At 33.4% G+C, this 21,521-nt stretch carries 21 protein-coding genes and 1 tRNA gene; 4 read left to right on the top strand and 18 right to left on the bottom strand.

All coding sequences use genetic code 11. The annotated features are described in order from the left end of the window. Positions 1 to 563 precede the first annotated feature (563 nt). Positions 564 to 651, top strand: a tRNA-Ser gene (locus M2326_RS14500). A 260-nt stretch (positions 652 to 911) separates the two neighbouring features. After that, positions 912 to 2,132: a site-specific integrase gene (locus tag M2326_RS14505; protein WP_264620267.1), complete on the top strand. Its 1,221-nt coding sequence runs from the start codon at positions 912 to 914 to the stop codon at positions 2,130 to 2,132. Between the two features lie 78 nt (positions 2,133 to 2,210). Here the strand turns inward: M2326_RS14505 and M2326_RS14510 are convergent, their stop codons facing one another. After that, positions 2,211 to 2,516, bottom strand: a complete 306-nt coding sequence (locus M2326_RS14510) for a helix-turn-helix domain-containing protein (RefSeq protein WP_264620268.1) — start codon at positions 2,514 to 2,516, stop codon at positions 2,211 to 2,213. 33 nt (positions 2,517 to 2,549) lie between these two features. Beyond that, on the bottom strand, positions 2,550 to 2,993 hold the full coding sequence (locus M2326_RS14515) for a hypothetical protein (protein WP_264620269.1): 444 nt from the start codon (positions 2,991 to 2,993) through the stop codon (positions 2,550 to 2,552). Positions 2,994 to 3,928: 935 nt separating this feature from the next. On the opposite strand from M2326_RS14515, the gene M2326_RS14520 reads away from it, so the two are divergent. Next, the gene (locus M2326_RS14520) at positions 3,929 to 4,321 is read left to right on the top strand and encodes a single-stranded DNA-binding protein (RefSeq protein ID WP_264620270.1); all 393 of its coding nucleotides are present in this window, start codon (positions 3,929 to 3,931) and stop codon (positions 4,319 to 4,321) included. 45 nt (positions 4,322 to 4,366) lie between these two features. Beyond that, positions 4,367 to 5,434, top strand: a complete 1,068-nt coding sequence (locus tag M2326_RS14525; protein ID WP_264620271.1) for a DUF932 domain-containing protein — start codon at positions 4,367 to 4,369, stop codon at positions 5,432 to 5,434. Between the two features lie 322 nt (positions 5,435 to 5,756). On the opposite strand, the gene M2326_RS14530 is transcribed toward M2326_RS14525, so the two are convergent. From M2326_RS14530 to M2326_RS14605, 16 genes are all read right to left on the bottom strand, one after another. After that, positions 5,757 to 6,032: a molybdenum ABC transporter permease gene (locus M2326_RS14530; RefSeq protein ID WP_264620272.1), complete on the bottom strand. Its 276-nt coding sequence runs from the start codon at positions 6,030 to 6,032 to the stop codon at positions 5,757 to 5,759. Between the two features lie 208 nt (positions 6,033 to 6,240). Beyond that, positions 6,241 to 7,149: a conjugative transposon protein TraN gene (gene traN, locus M2326_RS14535; protein ID WP_264620273.1), complete on the bottom strand. Its 909-nt coding sequence runs from the start codon at positions 7,147 to 7,149 to the stop codon at positions 6,241 to 6,243. A gap of 26 nt (positions 7,150 to 7,175) precedes the next feature. Further along, positions 7,176 to 8,438 carry a conjugative transposon protein TraM gene (traM, locus tag M2326_RS14540; RefSeq protein ID WP_264620274.1) on the bottom strand — a complete coding sequence of 421 codons (1,263 nt, stop codon included), beginning with the start codon at positions 8,436 to 8,438 and terminating at the stop codon, positions 7,176 to 7,178. A 62-nt stretch (positions 8,439 to 8,500) separates the two neighbouring features. Beyond that, positions 8,501 to 8,668, bottom strand: a complete 168-nt coding sequence (locus M2326_RS14545) for a hypothetical protein (RefSeq protein ID WP_264620275.1) — start codon at positions 8,666 to 8,668, stop codon at positions 8,501 to 8,503. 21 nt (positions 8,669 to 8,689) lie between these two features. Further along, on the bottom strand, positions 8,690 to 9,121 hold the full coding sequence (locus M2326_RS14550) for a hypothetical protein (RefSeq protein ID WP_264620276.1): 432 nt from the start codon (positions 9,119 to 9,121) through the stop codon (positions 8,690 to 8,692). A 10-nt stretch (positions 9,122 to 9,131) separates the two neighbouring features. Beyond that, positions 9,132 to 9,755, bottom strand: a complete 624-nt coding sequence (traK, locus tag M2326_RS14555) for a conjugative transposon protein TraK (protein WP_264620277.1) — start codon at positions 9,753 to 9,755, stop codon at positions 9,132 to 9,134. A gap of 20 nt (positions 9,756 to 9,775) precedes the next feature. Then, on the bottom strand, positions 9,776 to 10,768 hold the full coding sequence (gene traJ / locus M2326_RS14560; protein WP_264620278.1) for a conjugative transposon protein TraJ: 993 nt from the start codon (positions 10,766 to 10,768) through the stop codon (positions 9,776 to 9,778). 2 nt (positions 10,769 to 10,770) lie between these two features. Beyond that, complete coding sequence (locus M2326_RS14565; RefSeq protein ID WP_264620279.1) at positions 10,771 to 11,403, bottom strand: DUF4141 domain-containing protein; 633 nt, start codon at positions 11,401 to 11,403, stop codon at positions 10,771 to 10,773. Between the two features lie 23 nt (positions 11,404 to 11,426). Beyond that, positions 11,427 to 13,931: a TraG family conjugative transposon ATPase gene (locus tag M2326_RS14570; protein ID WP_264620280.1), complete on the bottom strand. Its 2,505-nt coding sequence runs from the start codon at positions 13,929 to 13,931 to the stop codon at positions 11,427 to 11,429. Next, positions 13,928 to 14,260 (bottom strand): DUF4133 domain-containing protein, encoded by a 333-nt coding sequence (locus M2326_RS14575; RefSeq protein WP_264620281.1) that lies wholly within the window; start codon positions 14,258 to 14,260, stop codon positions 13,928 to 13,930. The genes M2326_RS14570 and M2326_RS14575 overlap by 4 nt, the downstream gene beginning before the upstream one ends. 10 nt (positions 14,261 to 14,270) lie before the next feature. After that, positions 14,271 to 14,576, bottom strand: a complete 306-nt coding sequence (locus M2326_RS14580; protein ID WP_264620282.1) for a DUF4134 domain-containing protein — start codon at positions 14,574 to 14,576, stop codon at positions 14,271 to 14,273. Between the two features lie 571 nt (positions 14,577 to 15,147). Then, positions 15,148 to 15,501 carry a ubiquitination-like system serine protease family protein gene (locus M2326_RS14585; RefSeq protein ID WP_264620283.1) on the bottom strand — a complete coding sequence of 118 codons (354 nt, stop codon included), beginning with the start codon at positions 15,499 to 15,501 and terminating at the stop codon, positions 15,148 to 15,150. Beyond that, positions 15,485 to 16,660 (bottom strand): ThiF family adenylyltransferase, encoded by a 1,176-nt coding sequence (locus tag M2326_RS14590; RefSeq protein WP_264620284.1) that lies wholly within the window; start codon positions 16,658 to 16,660, stop codon positions 15,485 to 15,487. The genes M2326_RS14585 and M2326_RS14590 overlap by 17 nt, the downstream gene beginning before the upstream one ends. After that, on the bottom strand, positions 16,635 to 17,330 hold the full coding sequence (locus M2326_RS14595) for a multiubiquitin domain-containing protein (RefSeq protein ID WP_264620285.1): 696 nt from the start codon (positions 17,328 to 17,330) through the stop codon (positions 16,635 to 16,637). The genes M2326_RS14590 and M2326_RS14595 overlap by 26 nt, the downstream gene beginning before the upstream one ends. 249 nt (positions 17,331 to 17,579) lie before the next feature. After that, on the bottom strand, positions 17,580 to 19,952 hold the full coding sequence (locus M2326_RS14600) for a S8 family peptidase (RefSeq protein WP_264620286.1): 2,373 nt from the start codon (positions 19,950 to 19,952) through the stop codon (positions 17,580 to 17,582). Between the two features lie 3 nt (positions 19,953 to 19,955). Then, positions 19,956 to 21,053: an AAA family ATPase gene (locus M2326_RS14605; RefSeq protein ID WP_264620287.1), complete on the bottom strand. Its 1,098-nt coding sequence runs from the start codon at positions 21,051 to 21,053 to the stop codon at positions 19,956 to 19,958. Positions 21,054 to 21,521: the final 468 nt, after the last annotated feature.

Below are 21,521 nucleotides of genomic sequence, written 5' to 3' on the forward strand. Positions count from 1 at the left end.
CAAGAGGTTATAGAAATTCAGGAAATTTCATAAAAATGGTGTATTATTTAGGAAATGCCTAAAAATGCAATTCCACTATTTTAAGCGAAGAGCCACAATAAATAAAGCGTTTAAATAAAACGTAAATTTCGAGTCTTCATTCTTATTGGTTTTATAAAAAAAACAATAAGAATGAAGACTCTAGCTAAAGGGTAATGTTTAGAAAAATAAAGAAAAATTAGAATGACTACTGTTTATAAAAAAGGAATCAGATTAATGGTTTAATAAATCAGACTATAAACGCACTTTAAACTCATGTACAAAGAAAATGAATAATAGCTTTTACGGTTGCTTTAAATACTTAGAAGGAAAGTTACATTCAAACACGCTTTTGACCTGCTTATTTACCTCTTTTACTTTCCAAATCAATAGCCCAATAAATTATAAGAAATGAATACTGTAGCATCTCTTGAACTTTTGCTAGCGTCTAAAATTATTTATTCAAAATAAATTCATTTTAGGTTTGTAATGTCAAAAAAAGGTTTAAATTTGCACACGCAATCAGATAATGATTGTCGCTCACTGGAGAAATGGCAGAGCGGTCGAATGCGGCAGTCTTGAAAACTGTTGACTGTAACAGGTCCGGGGGTTCGAATCCCTCTTTCTCCGCCAGACTAAGTTTCAAAAGAAACTTTATGAATCAAAAGCCTCTAAATGCTAGCATTTAGAGGCTTTTCTCTTTTATGTGGGATGTCAAAATACACCTTTAATGTCAAAGTACAGTTACCCTATTGGTTACCCTGTTCTTTTTTAAATTCTGTGATATAAAATAGGGTAACTAAAAATTTCGAATTCCCTGGGAATTCCCTACGTACACTAGGTTCTTAAGTGGTTTTAAATCAATTTTAATTATTAATTTAAATTCAAAAACCATGTTAAAAGTAAATTTTTACCTCAAAGCAGACAAAGCCAACAAAAGTGGACTTTCTCCTATTTACGCTAAAGTTATCTTAAACAACAAATCCACAACAATAAGCACAGGAAAGATGATTAGCCGTGAAAGGTGGCAATCAACGAACAACCTACGGACCTCCTTACGACTCGAAAATGAAAAAATAATCCGAAATGCACTGGAAATATTCAAATTAAATTTAGAACGTAGAGTGAATGATCTGTCGAAATTCGGATCAGAAGTTTCTCTAGAAATACTAAAGGCGGGATTACGAGGAAAATTACCACCTAAAAAAAAGTCAGTAGGAATTATAGAAATTATTGAAAAACACAATGTGTATTTTAAGAAAAAAGCTGATGCCGGTGACCGAGCTCCAGCATCACTGCAAAAGTACGAACGTGCAAAAACACTGCTTTCCACATTTTTAAAAAAACATTATCAAAAAAATGAAATGGATCTCAACACAATCGACGAAGCATTTATCTTCTCTCTAGAATCTTTTCTTCGGTATGATAGTGAATTTAAAGGTGTCGTAGGAATAAAGAATAATTCAGTTGTAAAGTACATGAGGATGTTTAAAACCGCTTGTAAACATGCTATTAGGACAGGATCAATTGAGAAAAACCCCTTTGACGTTTATGAAGGTAAGCTTAAAGTTTGTGATTCCGTATTTCTCACTCAGGAAGAATTGAATGCAATAGAATCAAAAGAGTTTGGCACCGAACGCCTGCAAAGAGTTAAGGATATATTCCTATTTAGCTGTTATACAGGATACGCACCTACAGATGCAACCTCACTTAATGAAACAAACATTATTAAAGATTCATCTGATAGTCTTTGGATAATGACCAAACGGGCAAAAACAGATATAAGAGCAAACGTTCCATTATTGCCACCAGCCATCAAAATAATCGATAAATACCGAGGAAAGCAAACGGCATTACTTCCATCAATATCTAATCAAAAAATGAATGCCTATCTAAAAGAAATTGGTGATGTTTGCAACATCCAAAAAAAACTAACATGGTATGTAGCCAGACATACCTTCGCAACAACGGTTACCCTTGGAAATGGAGTTCGCATTGAAAATGTATCCGCAATGATGGGACACACCAACATTAAACAAACCCAACATTATGCAAAAGTCATGGATCAGAACGTTTTACATGACATGGAAATACTTAAAGGTATCTACCAATAATAAGATAAAAAATAAAGAAGCCACAGAAAAATATATCTTGTGGCTTTTTCATTAAATACAAATAGGATAAGTTTTAAATTATCCGTTTGTGCTTTCCTTGAGGCTTCTCTCAATCTTGGCTGCATCATATAAGAATATGTCCCCCATCTTTGTAAAAGGTAGGATACCTGTCTGACGATACTTGATTATGGTATTACTAGAAAGTCCAAATATCTTTTTTAAATCCTCATTTCTGTAATACTTTGGAAGATTGTTCTTCTTATTTGTATCTATCTTGGAATCAATTTCATCAATCTTCAAATATAGAGGGGAAAGAGCTTTTTTTAATATTAAAACCAATTGTTCAAATTTCATCTCCTTCTCTTCAATTTCTGTTCTTTCCATGTCTGTTAGATTTTATTAATTATATTGTAAACACTATGTCCTACTTAGTTTTTCCTTCTTTGAATTTAATAATCTGATAAACTTATCAAGATAGCGGATTTGTTTTTCCTTATAGGTAAATCCTCTACATTCCGAAAAATGCCTACTTGTACCCATTATATTATGCTGCACCTTCCCTTCTCCAGAGTAGGTAAAATGTCGCTCAATAAAATATTGAAATTGGCTTCTGTTCTTTTTCTCATCTATGTTATCAAAAAACCATATCCCTTCCTCCATCAAAATATGAAAAAGATAAATCAGTTCCCCTTTTTGCAAATTTGAACTGCATTTTGTATTTGTAGAACTTTCTACACCAATTGCCAGACTTCTACACCTACCTCCTTTACCAAGCAAAACTTCTTCAATACGAGTTATCCTCTCATTTAGAATCTGCATCTCGTATGGAGCTTCATCATTGTCGCTTATTTTATTTTTCATGATTTCTTGATATTATAGAAATAACAAATATGATCCTGTTTATCTTGTAAACACTTCAATTTTATAAAAATAGATTAAGCCCTAATATTCAGCTCAATTAAAATTTGTTTGTCAGCAAAAAATCATATAATATTAGACTAGTAAAACTCTCCATTTCAAGGTTAATATTAAAATTAGTCTAAACTATTATTAGTAATAACAAGTGTCACTATTTGGTCGTTTTTGGCATCAAAATGCTATCTATAAACTAAGAAACGGATAAACAATATATTAAAAATTTCGGCTAAAATTAGTTTCGAAATAAAATGAGCTTTTCCATAATTTTCCTTTTTTAACCCATTCAGATCCTCAAAGCACATTTATACCTTCGCTATGCTACAGTATAAAAGAGCTTTAAGGATACTCAATAAAAAAATCTTAAAAATTAAAGCCACTAACTACGCATAATTTTCAAGATCCTTTTCCATGGCTTATTTAGCCATAATATTACTTCAAACTATAAGCTGATTAGTACCATCAAACAGTACTATTAGTCGAGTACCTTCTTTCTTTACCATCACACATAATACACAGGACAACCTTGCTTCCATCCTATCTGTATTCAAAAGCCAGTATGCTAATTGTCCCATTTCAAGAGCAAAGGTATACTAGTGTTTTTAACGCAAAAAAAAGGTCTTGCCCTACGGGTTTATCAAAAAATCTCCATCCGCCGCGGCGAATAGTATTTATTTGATAAAACCTTGTTTTTGCTAAACACTAACCTTTTATGCTCTCGAAACGAAACATAGCATACTCCGACTCTTTGGACGAATAAAAAAAATGTCAACAATGAAATGTAGTACTATTTATATTGGATTTAGAGTGAAACAAAACAGCTCCTCCTCTCATTACCGAATAAATTAATTTAAAAAAAATAACCCTAAAAACGGAAAATCATGAACATCATCGGAAGATTAACAAAGGATGCGGAAATACACAGAACCCCGCAAGACAAACAAGTAGTAAATTTTTCAGTGGCTATCAATGATAGCTACAGAAATAAGCAAGGCGAACGCATAGAGCAAACAAGCTATTTTGATTGCTCCTACTGGAGAAGTCCAAATATTGCAAAAATACTAAACAAAGGCGCTTTAGTTGAGCTTACAGGCAGAGTAAGTGCAAGAGCCTGGACAGCTACTAACGGAGAATTAAAATCAAGTTTGAATTTTCATACATCGACTATAAAATTGCACGGAGGCAGTAAGAAAATTGAATTTACACAAGGGTTTACAGAGCAGGATAATACAAAGATCATCACACCAGAACCTGTTGAGGATTTACCCTTTTAACACTAAGTATTTAATCATTTTTTCAACTTTTAAAACTTTAATATCATGGCACACAATTTAAATTTCAATGAAAGAACGGGACGCTATTCATTTTTTAGCGTACAAGAAAAAGCTTGGCACGGCTTAGGGCAAATAGTAACAGACTATCCGACAAGTGCAGAAGCAATTAAACACGCAGGACTTGACTATGAAGTGATAAAAAGTCCTCTTTATTCCAAGGTATCAAACGTAATTGATTCTAATGACAGTATATCAATTAGAGACAATGAACTAAAAGTGCCTAATTATTTTGCTACTACCCGTACTGATAACAATACTGTTTTGGGTGTAGTCGGTAAAGAGTATCATATTGTACAAAATTGTGAAGCATTTAGTTTCTTTGATGCTATTGTAGGTGGTACAGATGGAATTATGTACGAGACTGCAGGCGCATTAGGTAATGGAGAACGCATTTTTATTACAGCAAAATTACCTAACTATATTCGTGTTGGTACTGGTGATGATGTTACAGAAAAATATATTTTTCTCACTACTTCACACGATGGTAGCGGCAGTATTACTGCAGCTTTTACACCTATTAGAATTGTTTGCCAAAATACACTAAATGCTTCTCTTCGAAATATGAGTAATGTGGTGAGAATTCGTCACACTTCAGGAGCAAAACAACGTTTGGAAAATGCGCACAAAGTAATGGGATTAGCAAACGAATTTAGCAATCAATTAGAGGGTATTTTTAATAATTGGGCAAAAGTAAAAGTGAATGATAATGAGGTTAAGAAAATGATACAATTCGCACTATGCCCTAATAAGGAAACCTTACAGTATCTCAAAACTGGAAATGATGCTGAATTGTCCACCGTATTTAAAAACACGGTTGAAGATGCTTTTGCCTATGCTATGACAAGCGACTCACAACAAATGAACACCACAAAAGGAACTTTGTTTGGAGCTTACAACGCTGTAACAGGATACTATCAAAATGTGCGAAGCTATAAGGACAATGAAGCAAAATTGCAATCTATTATTTTGGGAGGCACTGCACAATTAAAATCTCAAAAGGCATTTGAAATCTGTACTAATTTTCAAAATATGGGTACCAATTGCTTTAATTAATATTCCTTTTTAAAACTATAGACGGCCCACTTTGATAGTGGCCGTCTATTTTAATTTGTCTAATTTTTTTGTTTTACTGAATACATTTGTTGCAATTTCGAACTTCAAAAAGACCTTCCCTTCCAAATGGTCGGGAAAGTCTTTTTGAAGAAACTAGTTGAACCACTTCAGAAAAAAGTAACCAGTACGCAACGCTTCCTTCTATTTTTTCTGAAAAGGTTCGAGTTAAATGATAGGATATTCTTTATCCTATTACTTATTATCGCCTTCTTTTCTTTCCACAAAAGCGTCAAAAGAAAAGAAGCAAAAGAATGCCGCCTTATTACTGCAAATTTTCTACTTTGATTTGAGCTGGTTTCTTTTCGCTTAACTCTTTTTTTGAATAACTCCATAACATGAGCAGTCCAAAAATAATTAATCCAATGGAAATCCATTTGGTCACTTTTTCAAAGAAAGTTATTACTACTGATTTTTCGTAACTTGAAAATCCCTCCACTCCCATTGCACTGCGTCTGTAAAACTTTCGTCTATTAATCCAATAACGAAGACTTCCACCTATAATTAGAGCAATTACACCTAAAAACAATGCAGGATTCATATTCAAATATTTAAAAATTCAACAGTATAAATGTACAAAAAAAGCAACAAAAACACATTAATCAATTCATTATTAAATAGTTAAATAAATAACTATCATACAAAAATGAAAGTGATTGTTAAACTATAAATAGTAAAACAATCACTTGGTCATTCGTTTTTAAAAACAAGAAAAATCAATCGTTAAACCATTTTGATCCTCTACCTTTTTATTTAATTGGTTCCGAATTCTCCTGTTGGATTAGTTTAGATTTGAGTAAATCTGAATTCTCAATTTCTAATATTTGCAATCGGCTACCATTCTTCTCATGGAGTTCAATTCGAAGTACTTTATCATCTGCAATCGTAAATTGATCCAAAACAAAAACATTTCTTGAGACTGTTTTTCCTAACACCTCATCTATGGATTTATAAACTCTTATTGGGTGTTTTATTACTTCTTGTACGACAGTGCGCTTTGCTTTCTTTTTATCTACTACTTTAAAATTAATAAAATCAATAGGAAAAGAAACGAAGCTTGAATTCTTAATTTGTGTGTGAAAATAATATTTGTCACCATTAATATAAATGCCTTTCAATAGAAATTCTATTCCAAATTTTCTTGCACCAATCTGCTTTATAAAATGTTTGTCTTTATAGTAGATCTCCCCCATTATTTCGTCAACCTGGTAGGGAGAACTTTTCCCTAGCTCTTCAAAAAGAACTTGATTTGAATAGTATTTCCAATCGTTTTTCTTGTTTTTTGACAAACTATAATTGGTAACTATCGGACAAGAATTGTAGAAGACATTAAAGCTATAGAAGGTGCCATCTTCGGTAATTACTGAAAAATTGGTTTCATCTTCAAAATCTCTAGTGGATGCTTTAACTCGTAAAACATTACCAGCATCATCAGCTTTACTCGCAACCAAGTTGTTGCTACCTAAATCGACATATCGAATAACAGAAGGGAACAGTAGATGACAAGTTTTATCGAATGTCACTTCTATAGTGTAGGGTTCTATTATACTTAAATTTTTCTTTTCGCTCGTGCACAAGGCCCCTTGTGCATGCGTAATTGATGTGAATCCTAACATTAGAATTACTATTTTTAAAATATTTTTTACAGCTGTTTTCATTTTTATACAATTTATTTTTTGAACAATTATTTTTTTGATACTAGAAGCACTTGCAGTCCTGCTTTTATGGTAACTTTTGGAGTCTTGATTTTTTTCGAAAAATAATTTGAAACTCCTTGGACTAAACCTCGGCTTAAATCACCCGCAATCTGTTGTCCAGCTGAAGTTGATAGCATGATACTACTGCCAGAAGTCTGCCCCATATTTGCTGCCATATCGGTCATAGCAGTACGTTCTGGAGAATAAGGCACTGTTAATCCCTGTTGTCCGTCCAAACCATAAACAGTCAATTCTATGGGCAAAATATTTTCCTCAAATGCAATAGAGGTAATTTTCAACTGCAATCTACCTTGCTGAAACCTGGAATTTGCCGTTACTACAGTTCCGCCTGGGATAATCTTACCCTGTATCCTAGAGGACTCCAACAATCGTAAGCTAACACTGCTTTCCTCGGTTACAACTTGTGTTTCCTGAATAACAGCACGAATACTATTCTTTGCTAGTTGTTGATTATTGCTAATGAAATTAGTACCAATCAGCGGTAAAAAGGGATCTACTACAATCTCTTGCTGCAAGGTCGAAACAACATTGTGCCTTTCTGCAATTATGGATACAAAGGCTTCCTTAGATGGTGAAGAGCTGGCAATAGTTTTGTTTTCTGTAGCAGTCGAATTGGTCGGCAAGTATTTAGCAGCCATCTGATATGATTTTTCCATCAACTCCAACTGATTGTCAACAATATTGGTCGGTGTTTCTTCCTTTCTTGCTAATTCTTTTTTCACCTCATCTAATTGTTTGCGTAATTCCTGCGTTTCAGAATTATCCTTATTATAAAAGTTGCCTAATGTATTTTGTGCATTGCGATAACTATTCAACGATGCATTATTAGCAACTTCATCTTGCTTTTCAGGTACATCCTGCAAAGATCCTTCTGTACTACCTTCATTCCAGTAATCCGATAGCGATGTGAGCGCATTTTGTTTCTCTTGATTTTTATGATCTAATATTTCCTGTTCATAGGCTTTTTGCTTATCCGTTTCTAAACCGATAGTTGTAGCTTGAGGAACAGAATCATTTAACCCTAGAATCTGAATATTTTTCAGATTTTCTGACGGTTTAAAGATCAAATACATACAGCCAAAAAACACTATTCCCATCAATCCAAATATGATTGGTTTTTTAAATTTATCGGCTATATTTTGTGTATTGTCCTGCAGTACATCAGTGGATTCTTTCGAATTCACTTCCGTTACTCGAACCACTTTTTCTTTGTTTTCTTTATCTTTCATATATCTTATTTTTAATGATTGTTACTATTGTGTCCTGCAAAGTTGCCGGACTTACCAATATCTTATTTATCGATATCAAACCATACTTTGAAAATTACTCCTACAGAAATCAGCAGATACGCTGTAAAGAAGTAAAGTGTGTATTGATGCTGTTTCCTAACGGTTAATGCAAGCCATTTTTCCTCTTGTTTATCAAACCATTTCTTAATCTTAAATTGCAACTTTTCCATAACTTAAATTATTATTTGTTATCACATCCTAAACCCTCTTTTACGGGAAGAAAGCTGCTGTTTGGGATCTTCGGTCACTTGGGATATCGCCTCTTTTACTTTCGGAATAGTTGCTATTGAAAGGTTTGTTAGTTGTGATTTCTTCAATAGTTGTCCGTAACGATCTGTTCTTGAGATATCCATTTTTTGTACATCAAAAGTTCCGTTTTCATGTTTTATGTACAGATTACATTTAACCCTCGGTTTATCATCTCCATTCCATTGGAGGTAGGTCGATAATAAAATGGAGGGGTTCTTATTCGGTATACCTTTGTCGTTTTGATAGGCTTTCAAATATTCGCTTATGCTTTCTATTAATTTGCCTGAATAAGCTGCTTCTGTTTGGAAGTAACCGTCGTAACCTTTATCCTTTAGTTTTTTAGCGAATGTTTCTAAATCATATAACTGATTCATAATTTTGCTTTTAACGTTCAATAATTTCCAAATCCTTATTTTCCAATACCGTAAACTTCTCGATGTTAAACCCTTGCGGATTGTTATCGGAACGAACAGAATTCACAAGGAAACAAGAAGTAACAAGATTTCTTTTTGTTACATTACTTGACCGAATGATGAACTGTTTTGAATACGTTTTAACAGCATAAGGATAGGTTTCGAAATCACATACCACACTATCAACTTCAAGTCGTTGTTGCACATTACCAGAAATGATCCTGTTGTAATATCCTTTTTCTGCTAAGTCTTTGTAATAATCAAAAGCACTTTTATCTGCTAGATTAAATGCTCTTTTCATATTATTCTCAATCGCATTTTTGTCTGGTGCTAGAGTAAAGAAAAGCTCGTGAAATCGTCGTACATGCTCTCGCGCTTCTACAGGTCTATTGATAGAAGCATCTTGAGCAAGAGCCAACATTAGCGATTTTCCATTGTCTAACACATACACTTTCTGACGTTGCAATTCAGCGAATCTGTACGACTCCCAAACAGCATAACCTGATATACTAATACACAACACTGCAAAAACGAGTGCATAAAGTCTAATTTGTCTGAAACTATTTTCGATGTTTCTTAAAGTTTTAAATTCCATTTTACTTTAATTTTAAATTGTTATTTCATTAATCTACCCCCAATATTTCCAGCAACAGAACCTGTACCAGCTCCTACGATATTTCCAGTTTTTGTGGTCGTTTGATTTATATTTCGAACAAAATTCCCTGCACCACCAGCCTGAATAATCCATCCAGTTACTGTAGGAATAGTAAAATAGCCTATGATACCAATAATCATAAAGATGATGTAGACAGTATTAGAAGAATCAGGTATGAAATTGGGATCAGCTAAGCTGTCAATATCCTTTTGGAGTATGAGTGATTGGATCTTGGACAACATCGCACTAAACAGATCAGAAACTGGCAACCACAGGTACACACTAATGTATCGAGTAAACCACTGAATCAAGGTAGACTGAAACCCATCCCAAACTGAAATGGCAAATGCGATGGGACCTAGTATAGAGAGCACTATTAAAAAGAATGTTCGGATCGTGTCTATAACTAGTGCAGCCGCTTGAAAAAGAACTTCTATAAATTCACGAAATCCATCTCGAACCATTTTCTTTAAACTGTAGATCTGTTTTTCCGCATACATGCTTGACATGGTTACCAAGTCAGATGGTGTCCATCCGAGTTCATCTAGTTTTTTATCAAATTCTTCATCCGAAGCTAAATAGGCTGTTTCTGGATTTCGAAGCATAGCCTCTCTCTCCAGTAGGTCTTTTTGCTGTTGCAACGCATTCAAATCTAAAACTTGGTTCTCTAGTATGCTATGTGTTCCTTGGACTACTGGACTCAGAACTCCATTAAGCGTACCTAAAACAATGGTTGGGAAAAATGTAATGCACATCCCTATAGCAAATGGTCTCAGTAAAGGAAAGACGTCTATCGGTTCGGCACTACTCAATGCTTGCCACACTTTTAATGCTACATAAAACAAAGCCCCCAATCCAGCCAAACCTTTAGCAACTGCTGCCATATCTGCTGATAACGGTATCATTTCGTCATACAACGAACGTAATACTTCATGAAGATTACTATATTCCATGATTACCAATATTTCTGATTAGCCGTTCCGTATAAGTCTAAGACTCTTTGACTGTTATTGGCTTTCTTGGCTCGCAGGTAACTGACCGAAATGTTTTTATTGGTGAAGTAGCGAACCAAATTATGGTACTCTTTTACTTTTACATACACTTGGTCTATAATGTCCAAACGCTCTTTATCATTGAGCGACAAACTAGAGGAATTTACTATTTGCTTTAACTCTTTCAACAATTCTGTACTTTCATTAAGTAAGATCGAATACCCATTCGCAATTGCTGTTAGTTCTTGTTCATTGAAATTTGGATCATTTAGCATTTTACCAAAATTGTTTACATACATCTCAGAAACATCACCAACTAGCAACACAGTCTGCTGTACTTTTCGAGCATCTTTTACCAGATTGTTGACCGCCTTCAGTTTATCATAATATTCCTTTCCTTGATTATACACTTTTTGCACTTCTTTAAAGTTGTTAATCATATTGGTCGCTGTAGTCGAAGTTTGTATAATCTGTCTCGCTGAGTTGACTATTCCTTGCGCTAAATTGGTAGGATCTGTTACCACCCATTGTGCTTTAACACTCGGCATGACAGTAACAAATAGTACCATACATACCATGATTTTTAAATTTTTCATTTTTATTCGTTTTTAAAATTTTACTAATTGTTTTCTTTTTCTCTTTTCTCAAGAGCTAACCTTTTGATGGCTTGCTCTACATTTCCATCCAGTTGACTGGCCAATTGCATCACTTCCAACTTTTCCGTCTCTTCAGTGGTATAGGCTAAATATTCTTCGAAACTAACTTCTGTGGCATATACTGCAGAATGCGTTCCCCCTAGCCCAATCCATACTTCTTTATAAAGTCGTTTTGGATCATTGTTCATATTGATCGAAAGTACCTGCGCTTTCTCTTTCTCGGTTAGACCAAGCATTGCCTGGATATCATCAAATTTGTTCATGTATTTCCGTTGGTCAAGGAGTATTTTACAATCTGAATTATTGATGATACTTTCTTTTACAATAGGTGATTGAATAATATCATCGACTTCTTGGGTTACGACAATCGCTTCTCCAAAAAACTTCCGTACCGTTTTAAACAGGTATTTGATGTATTCCGCCATTCCTTCTTTGGCGATCGCTTTCCAAGCTTCTTCAATCAGGATTAGCTTTCGTATTCCCTTCAATCGACGCATCTTATTAATAAAAACCTCCATAATAATGATCGTCACAATTGGAAAAAGGATTTTATGATCCTTGATTGCATCAATTTCGAAAACAATAAATCGCTTGGAGAGTAAGTCGAGTTGCTTATCAGAATTCAGCAGGTAATCATATTCTCCACCTTTGTAATAGGGTTCTAATACATTGAGAAAGTTGTCAATATCAAAGTCTTTTTCTCGTACCTTTTTATCTCCCAATAGCTTTCTATATTCTCCTTGCACAAATTCATAAAATCCGTTGAAAGACGGAAAATCGTCAGTCTGTTTGATACGTTCAATATAACCGCTCACGGCATTTGAAAGTGCCACTTCTTCGGACCGTGTTGGTGGTTCATCATCCCTTTTCCATAAGGTTAATATCAATGTTTTGACGCTTTCTCTTTTCTCAATATCGAATACGCCGTCATCGGTGTAAAAAGGATTAAAGGCAATAGGATTGTCTTCGGTGTAGGTGAAATAAACGCCATCTTCCCCTTTAGTTTTTCCTTTGATGAGTTCGCACAAACCTTGATAGGAATTACCCGTGTCGACTAACAAAACATGCGCGCCTTGTTCATAATATTGTCTGACCATGTGATTGGTAAAAAATGACTTTCCAGAACCGGAAGGACCAAGAATAAACTTATTCCTATTGGTGATAATACCCCGTTTCATAGGCAGATCAGAGATATCCAAATGGATGGGTTTTCCTGTAAGTCGGTCAGCCATTTTAATTCCGAAAGGAGAGGGTGAACTTTTATAGTTCGTTTCCTCCGTAAAAAAACACAGCGCAGGTTCAATGAAAGTGTAAAAACTTTCTTCACTTGGAAAATCTCCTGCATTGCCTGGCATTCCTGCCCAATAAAGCGTAGCAACATCGGTAGTATTGTGCCTTGGTTTGCATTCCATGAGTGCCAAAGCACTACCTGTGTCGTTTTTTAATTGTTTTAGTTCTGCTGGATTATCCGACCACGCAATTACATTAAAATGCGCTCGAATAGAAGCATGACCGAAAGAATGCGCCTCATTCAAATAGCGTTCGATCCATTCCTTATTTATTTGATTGGCTCTGCTATAGCGTGCCAACGAATGCATGTTTCGTGCGGACTTCTCAAACTTACGCAGGTTATCTTCACTGTTATCCAAAAAAAGATACTGGTTGTAAATGTGATTGCAAGACAACAATAATCCAACTGGTGAAGCAAAAGACAACAAACAATCACTCCTATCGGTGGACAGCTTTTCGTATCGAGTTTCTGCCGACACCGAACTAGGTAAATCATCGGTATCGGACAACGTATGCAAGCACAATCTTTTGTTTCCAATACGAACTTCTTCTGCTCCCAAAGCAATATCCTGCAGTGGTGTCCCCTCCTCTCTTGAAAGGCTTAGGTATTGTTCCAGTAATCCTTGTTTGTCATTTGTTCCAATGATGTCTTCCTCACTCAATCGTTCCAATTTTATAAAACCCGAATCATTGACGATACGCTCAAATTGCGCCACCGATTCCATAAAACGAGAAATAATTTCTTTATCTCTTATTTCTTTTGGAATAAGTACCCCTTTGCAAAGCGAAGAGAAATTACTCTGCATTCGCATGCGTTCTTTGGTCGTTTTTGTTAAGAACATATAACAATAGTGATTGAGAAACGGACGCTCATTAAAATGTTGCTGGTAGGATTTTGCCAAAAAACTCAAATCTTCTTTCGCAATGTCAGGAGCATAATTTTCCTTGATGTACCAATCCTGTTTGTGTACCACCGTATAATCAGGCAAGGTTTTTATTGCCTTGTGCCAAGCGGAATGAATGGCTTCATATTCCGCAGAAGCTACTGTGAAAAGTTCTGGTAGCTGTACTCGAAAACAAGCGGTAATATCTGCATCCTTGGAGATAATACAATTGTTTTCTACTGCCAACAAGGGAAACTTAGATTCCAGTGTAGTTGCTTTTGACTTATTTCTCATAGCTGGTACAATTTGGAGTTGAACTTGAAATAACGATACACAGGTTTGCGACAGATAATATATCGTGGATGTCGTTTATTGGCTCCTACTTTCATCAAACCATGTTCACCATACTTTTTGTTTAGTGAAAAAGTTTGCCACACCAACAGCGATCCCCCACCGATTCCGATAAACAAACACAGATAAGAATTGACTCCTGTCATGTACAAGATCATTATCAGGATAAGCATCCCGAGCAGTCCACCTGCGAATAGGAACAAGTACTGTGCTTTCAGTCCTTTGAATTCTACCGTTCTTCCAATGCCTTTATTAATATTATAGGTATTCATACCGCAAATACTAAAGGAAGAATGAACGTAGAACAGTTGCTGCTACAATCAAAAAGATGCAAGCTCCAAACCAACTCGCTGCCGTCTTGCTAGTATCAGGATCACCGCTACTAAACTTGTTATATACCTTAACTCCTCCAATGAGCCCCACTACTGCGCCAATAGCATAAATGAGTTTTGTAGCAGGATCAAAATACGAGGTTACCATTTGTGTAGCCTCCGTGATTCCGGCTGTTCCGTTTCCTTGTGCAAATGCTCCAAATGCTGATAGCATAGTCAACGCTAGCAGCATTACTTTTTTTCTTTGATTTCCCATGATTTGAATAATTTATCATTTTGTATTCCTACACTTTGCAGGATTTATGGACAAATATCATTTGGAAACCAGTGCTGTTTAATATGTTGGCGTTAAGTGGAGTTGTTTGGCAGAAGAGGACTTGACAACTTAGTTTGCGAAAGTAAAAATCACTAAATTTGAGTAATGAATACTAATATATTGCAAATCGCGATATGCAATACAGCTCGAGGAAAAACTACTAATTAGAAAAGAATGTTTTCAAATATTGATGGAGAAAGTAGAAAGAATCGTAAAGTAAAAACAAAAAGCTTTCATTAAGAACTTATTAGCCTTTAATATTAAAAGAAACCATTATATAAAAGAGAGAAATTATAAAATCATGGCTTCATAAAAAGTAGGAAAAGAAAAGTTATATTATTAGAAGCTTTAACAGTAAAATAATAGAGTCAAGTAACATGTATTAAAATCAAATTATAAAAAATAAATTTCACACTATAGGCTAAAAACTTAAATTAGGATTCAGACCTGTGATTTATAATTAAAAAAAAAACAGACTGATTTACAGCCTGTTTCCAATAAAAATGAGAAATTAATTTTTCTTCTGCCACCATTTTGAAAAAGATTTTTTCTTTTTCTTTTTGGGTTTTTCATGACCATCTTTAATCTCTTCGTCAGTCCATTTTCTGGCGAAAATAATTTCACTATTTCTAATCCAATAGTGTGATCTACAATCAAAATTCCAATTACCGATGGAAGGAGATAAACTAATAGTCGCGCCATCAAACGTCATTTTCCAATCGATTGGCGAAAATGGTGTAACAACTTCATTGTTACAACCACACACACATTTATGTATGGCCGTACAATAAGTAACTGAAATATATAATATTCCATCTTCCAATTGTTCTGGGATAAACTCTACAAACTTATGCTGTAACTTCATCACTTGTCAATTGATTTACATTAATAGAGTATGTACTATGATGCTCTTCCCTCAAATCTTGATAGAAACCACACATTTTTTTCCATTTAATGACTGCTAAAACAGCATTTAAACAATTTAACTCCGCAATTTGAATATTAGTGTTATAATCGTTATTACCTACTTCAACAAAAGGTATTCTATCAACTAAGTGATTATTTTTTTTATCCGTTCCTGTTGTTACTCTAACTGTACCGATAAGAGTATCATCGACCGCATTTACACCTAGTCCAACATCAATAAATGGAATATTGCTTTTTAACAAAAATTGAATAATCAACTTTCTGGAAACATCATTATCAATACATATAAACACAAAAGACATTGTTAGTAATTCTTTCATATTCTCGTTTGAAACATAGCTATGATGAGCAGTAATTTTTTTGTGGATTTTAGAATACAGACTATCGTAATAATCAACCTTTGATGGTACAATATCTAAATCTTCCTTTCCAGCAGCTCCAGGAGAACGAAATGCATTATGTTGTGAAAACACATCACCATCATAAAGATGAATTTCACTCACTGGTGTTTTTGAAAGTAAATCAAGAATATAAGCACCTGTACCCCCTAATCCAATAATTCCGATTTTTTGCCCTTTAACCTTTTCATTAATAAGGTTAATTTTTGCTCTACCAGAATTAGTATCAATATATTGAAAAACATCAGTTTCAATAAAATTTTCTCGAATCCTAAATGTCTTTTCTGTAGTCAAAGGATCAATACTTTTAGCAGGTGAACTAATTATCTTGCAATAAGTAGATACTTTTTCATAATAATCACTATAACCACTCTGTGGTTTGTTAGAAAAAGAAAAATTAATTAAAATGCCATTACCAAGGTTTTGCTGGTTGGAATGTTGAATAGCAGTAATAATACTACCATCGGTATTACAAGGATATTCACCTTTAAAATTAATAACATGCGTACTTGGCTTAATAGTCCTTTGACTATTAGCCAATGACAATTCACTAACCAAAATACCATGTTTAACTTCTCTGAGATGAGTTACATAAGGTATATGGTGGATAAGTAAATATCCACCTTTAACCTCTAGTTCATAACCTTCATCTTGTAACCTTTTAAGGTCGGGACTATGACTTATTAGTTGCTGTAACATTGAAAACCATTTTATTAGTTACTAAAACTTTATCTCCTTTAACCATGCTACCTTCAGAATTTTGATGAGGACCTTTAGCATAAGTTACGGTATAAACTGTATTCGGATTATCTTGATAATTTACAAATGCCAATTCAACAACCTGCTTAAAAATTATAGTTTTTTCGCACCACTGTTTTTCTCTACCATTTACAATGATAATAAATTCACTAACTTCTCTTTTAGAATAGAATTTTTCCTTTCCAGGTCTAGCCAAATCAACAATTTCATTGCCCTCAATTAAATCATCTTCCCATGGCTGTTTATTATTCAAAAAGATTTGGTAATCATCTGGAATATTTCCTTGCCTTCTAATTTGAGAACCTTTAATATACTGCTTATCAGTCTCAAATTTTTCCTCATTAATAGAATACTTTAATTTCTGTTTGACATAAAATTGCTCAATTCCATTTCTTGCTAAGTCAACGACTTCATCGTTTAAAATAGCGTCATCTTTCCATGGTTCAATTATATCCAAGAATAATTCACAATCAAGAGGTAAACCTCTCAACTCTTTTAATTGTTTGCCAGTAATGTACTGTTCGAACCAATTAAACTCTTTGCCTTCAATAATCAATATTAAAGAAGGTCTTCCTTTTTGGTCATCATGACCGCCTAAATGTGCATTCATACTTCGTGTTTTTTTTAAATTATTAACACTCCTACTCCTTAAAAAACTCACGGAGACATAAGTTTCAAGCGGTTTTTGTTGTTAAAAATTTGTTTTTATCCAAAAACATATTAGTTTTACACAACAAAATAGAGGGATACTGAGGTGATAAGCCTAAGTATTTTGAAAGTCGTCGAAAAACTTGTTCCCTATAACCCAATCCGTACCGCCAAGTTCGATTGGGTTTTTTTTATTTATCAGCTTACATTTTTAGTTGTTATTGTTTAATCGTACTTCAACTTCTTGTCTTATTTTCACATTGCTATGAATGAAACTAAAACTATCGAGTAGTTGAGTAACCTCGTTATATATATTTCCTTTTTTCTTAGTATCCCTAATGGTTATTACACAGCAAAATTCCTGACTAGGTGTGTAATTTTGTATTTCAGCTTTTGCTTCAGTATAATGCCTAAACAGTCCTTCTAGCTTAAGGTACCAATTTTTAGGTCCTTTTAAAAACTTCTCTTTATTAGTTGGTGTAAATTCATCAAAATTCACACTCCATTTTTTTACTGGTTGATACTTATTCCCATAAGAAATCAACATTCGTTCAGAAGAAAATTTATCATCGGTTTTTTTTGTTTCTTTTTTGGAATATAAATTAGTTGCTAATAAATTTTGTCTTCCATCAGCCCCTATCGGGTTCTTTATTGTCTTTTGAGTAATATCTCGCTGCTTTTTAAAATCATAACTTCCGAACATAACATCAATGTTTGATTGACAATATTCAGCTCCTTGTGACACTTCTAAAATAGGCGCAGAAACCATTGTAACTGTAATTTCTCCGTAATAATAGCCATCATTATCAATCATACTTTTAGGAAAAGGAAAATCTAAAATATCTATAAAACTTCCTTTTTCTAATGTATCTTGGAGAATAAGAGTAATTTCATTAGGTTCGTTAAATAATATTTCGTCAATATTTGTTGGCAATCCAAAACCTACATGCTTTAACTTCTCAGAAAGATCCGTTTTTATTTCTTCAGGATATTTAGCAGAGTGAATGATAAGTGCTTTCAACAAAGTAGGATTAAAAACTTCATTAAGCTTAAAGTTCAATCCTGCCGCAATAGCTGTAACTCTAGGTGTAGAAAAACTAGTTCCTACATTTTTTGCCACTTTACCATTTACAGAAAATGATTTTATTGGATTGGTAACCAATCTGTTTCTTTCATCTAAACCTGCATCCCCTCCAAAATGTGTTAAATCTGGTTTAATAACACTTGAAGGTCCAGGTCCTTTTCTTGAAAACGAAGAAGGATTATTTTTTAACGAATCTTCTGCTAAATTTTGACTGTGAGTAATAGAACCAATAACAAGTCCTCTTATTGTATCTGCCGATTTTGTAATTCTTGATTTTGGAGCTCTATGTTTAAAATTTTCACAATTGCCAGCTGATTTACATATTAGAACATCATTGTGATCTTGAATTTCATCTAAAGCTTTAGCAAAATCAGAAAACTCAAATAAATCTGCTTCATATGTAGTTCCAAGTGAAAGATTCCAAATCTTTATATGACTAAATCTACTAATTGAATCTCTAATGTTTTCAATCAATTCTTCTTCATAAATAGGTTGCTTATGTTTATCAGCAATGACAATAGCTTCAAATATTTTACACCCCTCTAATCCTGTATATCGCTCACCTTGAAGTTCATCACCATATAATAATACTCCAGCTACGAATGTCCCATGGCTTTTATTAGTAACTTCTTCTGTGAAATAGGTACTATTTTCACTCACTAACCAAGGAGACAAATGAGGTATATTTGAAATACCAGAATCTAGTATTCCAACAATAGGATATTCTTTACCTTCCACAGGTAGTTTAACATCAACAATATCTTCATCTGTTAATTCATCAAAAGTAATATCATAACTTGGCATTTCAGTGATTAACTGTATTCCGTCAAAATCCTCTAATTGAGACAAGCCGTCTTCAGTAATACCTGTTATACTATATATATTTAAATCCGCAGAATATACAGTTGTTTTAAAATTAATATTTTTGACTTTACAAAATGCTTCAAAATTTTTAATCAAAATACTATTCAACTCATTATCTCCATAGTTAAATAATTTCACTTTGATTTTATTTTCAAAATTAATATCAGGTTCTATAATTGGTGAAAAAACTTCAATATTTTCAATAGAGTCAATCCCTAATATGAGTGAATCACTAAGGAAATTATTATCCACTTTTGCTAAATTGGAAATCATTTTTTTTAAATCATCACTATTATCTATTTTTACCAATAACTCACTCTCTTGATTAAAACCTATAATGTTTAATTTTTTTTCTACATTAAATAAGTTAGCTATATCCATACGAAAACTTTTAGCTAAAGCTTTTTCATTTACCTTAAGTTTTACTACTGTAGGAATATAATTATTTAGTTTAACCTTTTTTTCAAACAAATAATTTACCTCTACTAAAACCTGTCTAAAATATATTGATTTTCCATAAACATTCTCTTCATTAACCCATTTAGGCATTTTTCCTCCTCCAGCTCCTTCAGTTCCGGATTCATCTTTTTGTCTTTTTTGAAAGAACTTTATCGGTAAGTTTTTGTTAGTTGCCATAGCTTAAGATTGTTTATTTAAATAATTTCTAACCTGTCTCAATGAAACGTTCATTTTATCAGCAATGGCTGTTTGAGATATACCGTTATCATTCAAAAATTCAATCATTTTATCAAATGACACTACACCATGATTATTAAACTCAAAAATTTCAAATAACAACTCATCATAAGTCAATATTCCATTTCCATGAATAACCGCCTGAGTTTTGGCGTTGTTAATTATAGTTTTTATATCAGAAGGAGATTTACCTTCAAACAATTTAACAAGTTTTTCATATTTCTTCTTATCATCTATAAAATCATTCTTAAAACTATCTGTGAATTTATTTATTAAATTCAAAACTTCATTTTCTTTAGGCATACCAATTTCAATAACATGATTAAACCTTCTCCAAATAGCCTTATCTAATAATTCTGGATGATTAGTAGCCGCAATTAAAATATTATTCTTGGAAAAAATATCTATATTCTGTAGAAGACTATTAATCACTCTTTTAAGCTCTCCTAATTCATGTTGATCATCACGAGCTTTTGCTATAGCATCAAATTCATCTAAAAATAAAATACAAGGTTTATCATTGGCAAAATCAAATATTTTCCTGATGTTCTTTCCAGTATTTCCTAAAAGCGAAGAAACAATCGCGTCAAATCTAGCTATAACCAGAGGTAAACCCGTTTGTTCTGAAATATATCTAGCAACAGTAGTTTTACCGCATCCTGGATTACCATATAATAAAAGCGTATTTGAAGTATCAATACCAAAACCAATTAGTTTATTTTGATGCTTTACTGCTTTTATAAAATCATGAATTTTATTTTGTAAAAAAGGTTCTAAAACAATGTTTAATTCCTCCTTTGAAGGCAATTCAACATCAACAATACTCATTCTACTATCATTATCAACTGGAGCAGTTAATAACATATCCATCGTTACAGCATTAGCAGGTTCTTTCTTTTCAATTAATTTTAAAATCATTTTTGACAACTTATCCTCACCATCTTTATTCATTTTATCAGCTAATAATTTTGCATAACTGTAGACCTTACTTGAATCTTTAGCAAGACCACCCTCTATAATTCTCAATATTTCTGTATACATAATTTTAAGATTTGTTTTCGTTACAAAACTACAGAAATAAAACACATAAAAAAAACAAAAACGTAATTTTATTTCCATTAAACGTAATTTTTAATATAAAAAACGTAATTATACAATCGCTTATCGACAAATTAAAAACATAGAACTTAAACTAAATTAGTAACATAGAGCACTTTATGTTTCCAGTCAGCCTCCTTTGCCAACGCTCCTAAAAAATTACTGTCATGGTTATTGATGCAATAACTCTTATACTCCGCAACTCTTATCAATAATTTCCTAACCAAAGCTTCTTTACATAATATGTAATTATATTGTATAAATAATCACGGGTAATCAAGCGGTCTCTCTTCCGTCGTTCCCTTTGTTCCGTTCAGCTGTTCCAGTGGGGCTAGATTATTATGTGGAATTACTTATTTCAATTTAACTATTGACAATTCTGAGCTTGTCGAAGGCTCTCCGTTCCACAGA

The organism is Flavobacterium psychraerolatum, assembly GCF_025960985.1.
Taxonomy (GTDB): domain Bacteria; phylum Bacteroidota; class Bacteroidia; order Flavobacteriales; family Flavobacteriaceae; genus Flavobacterium.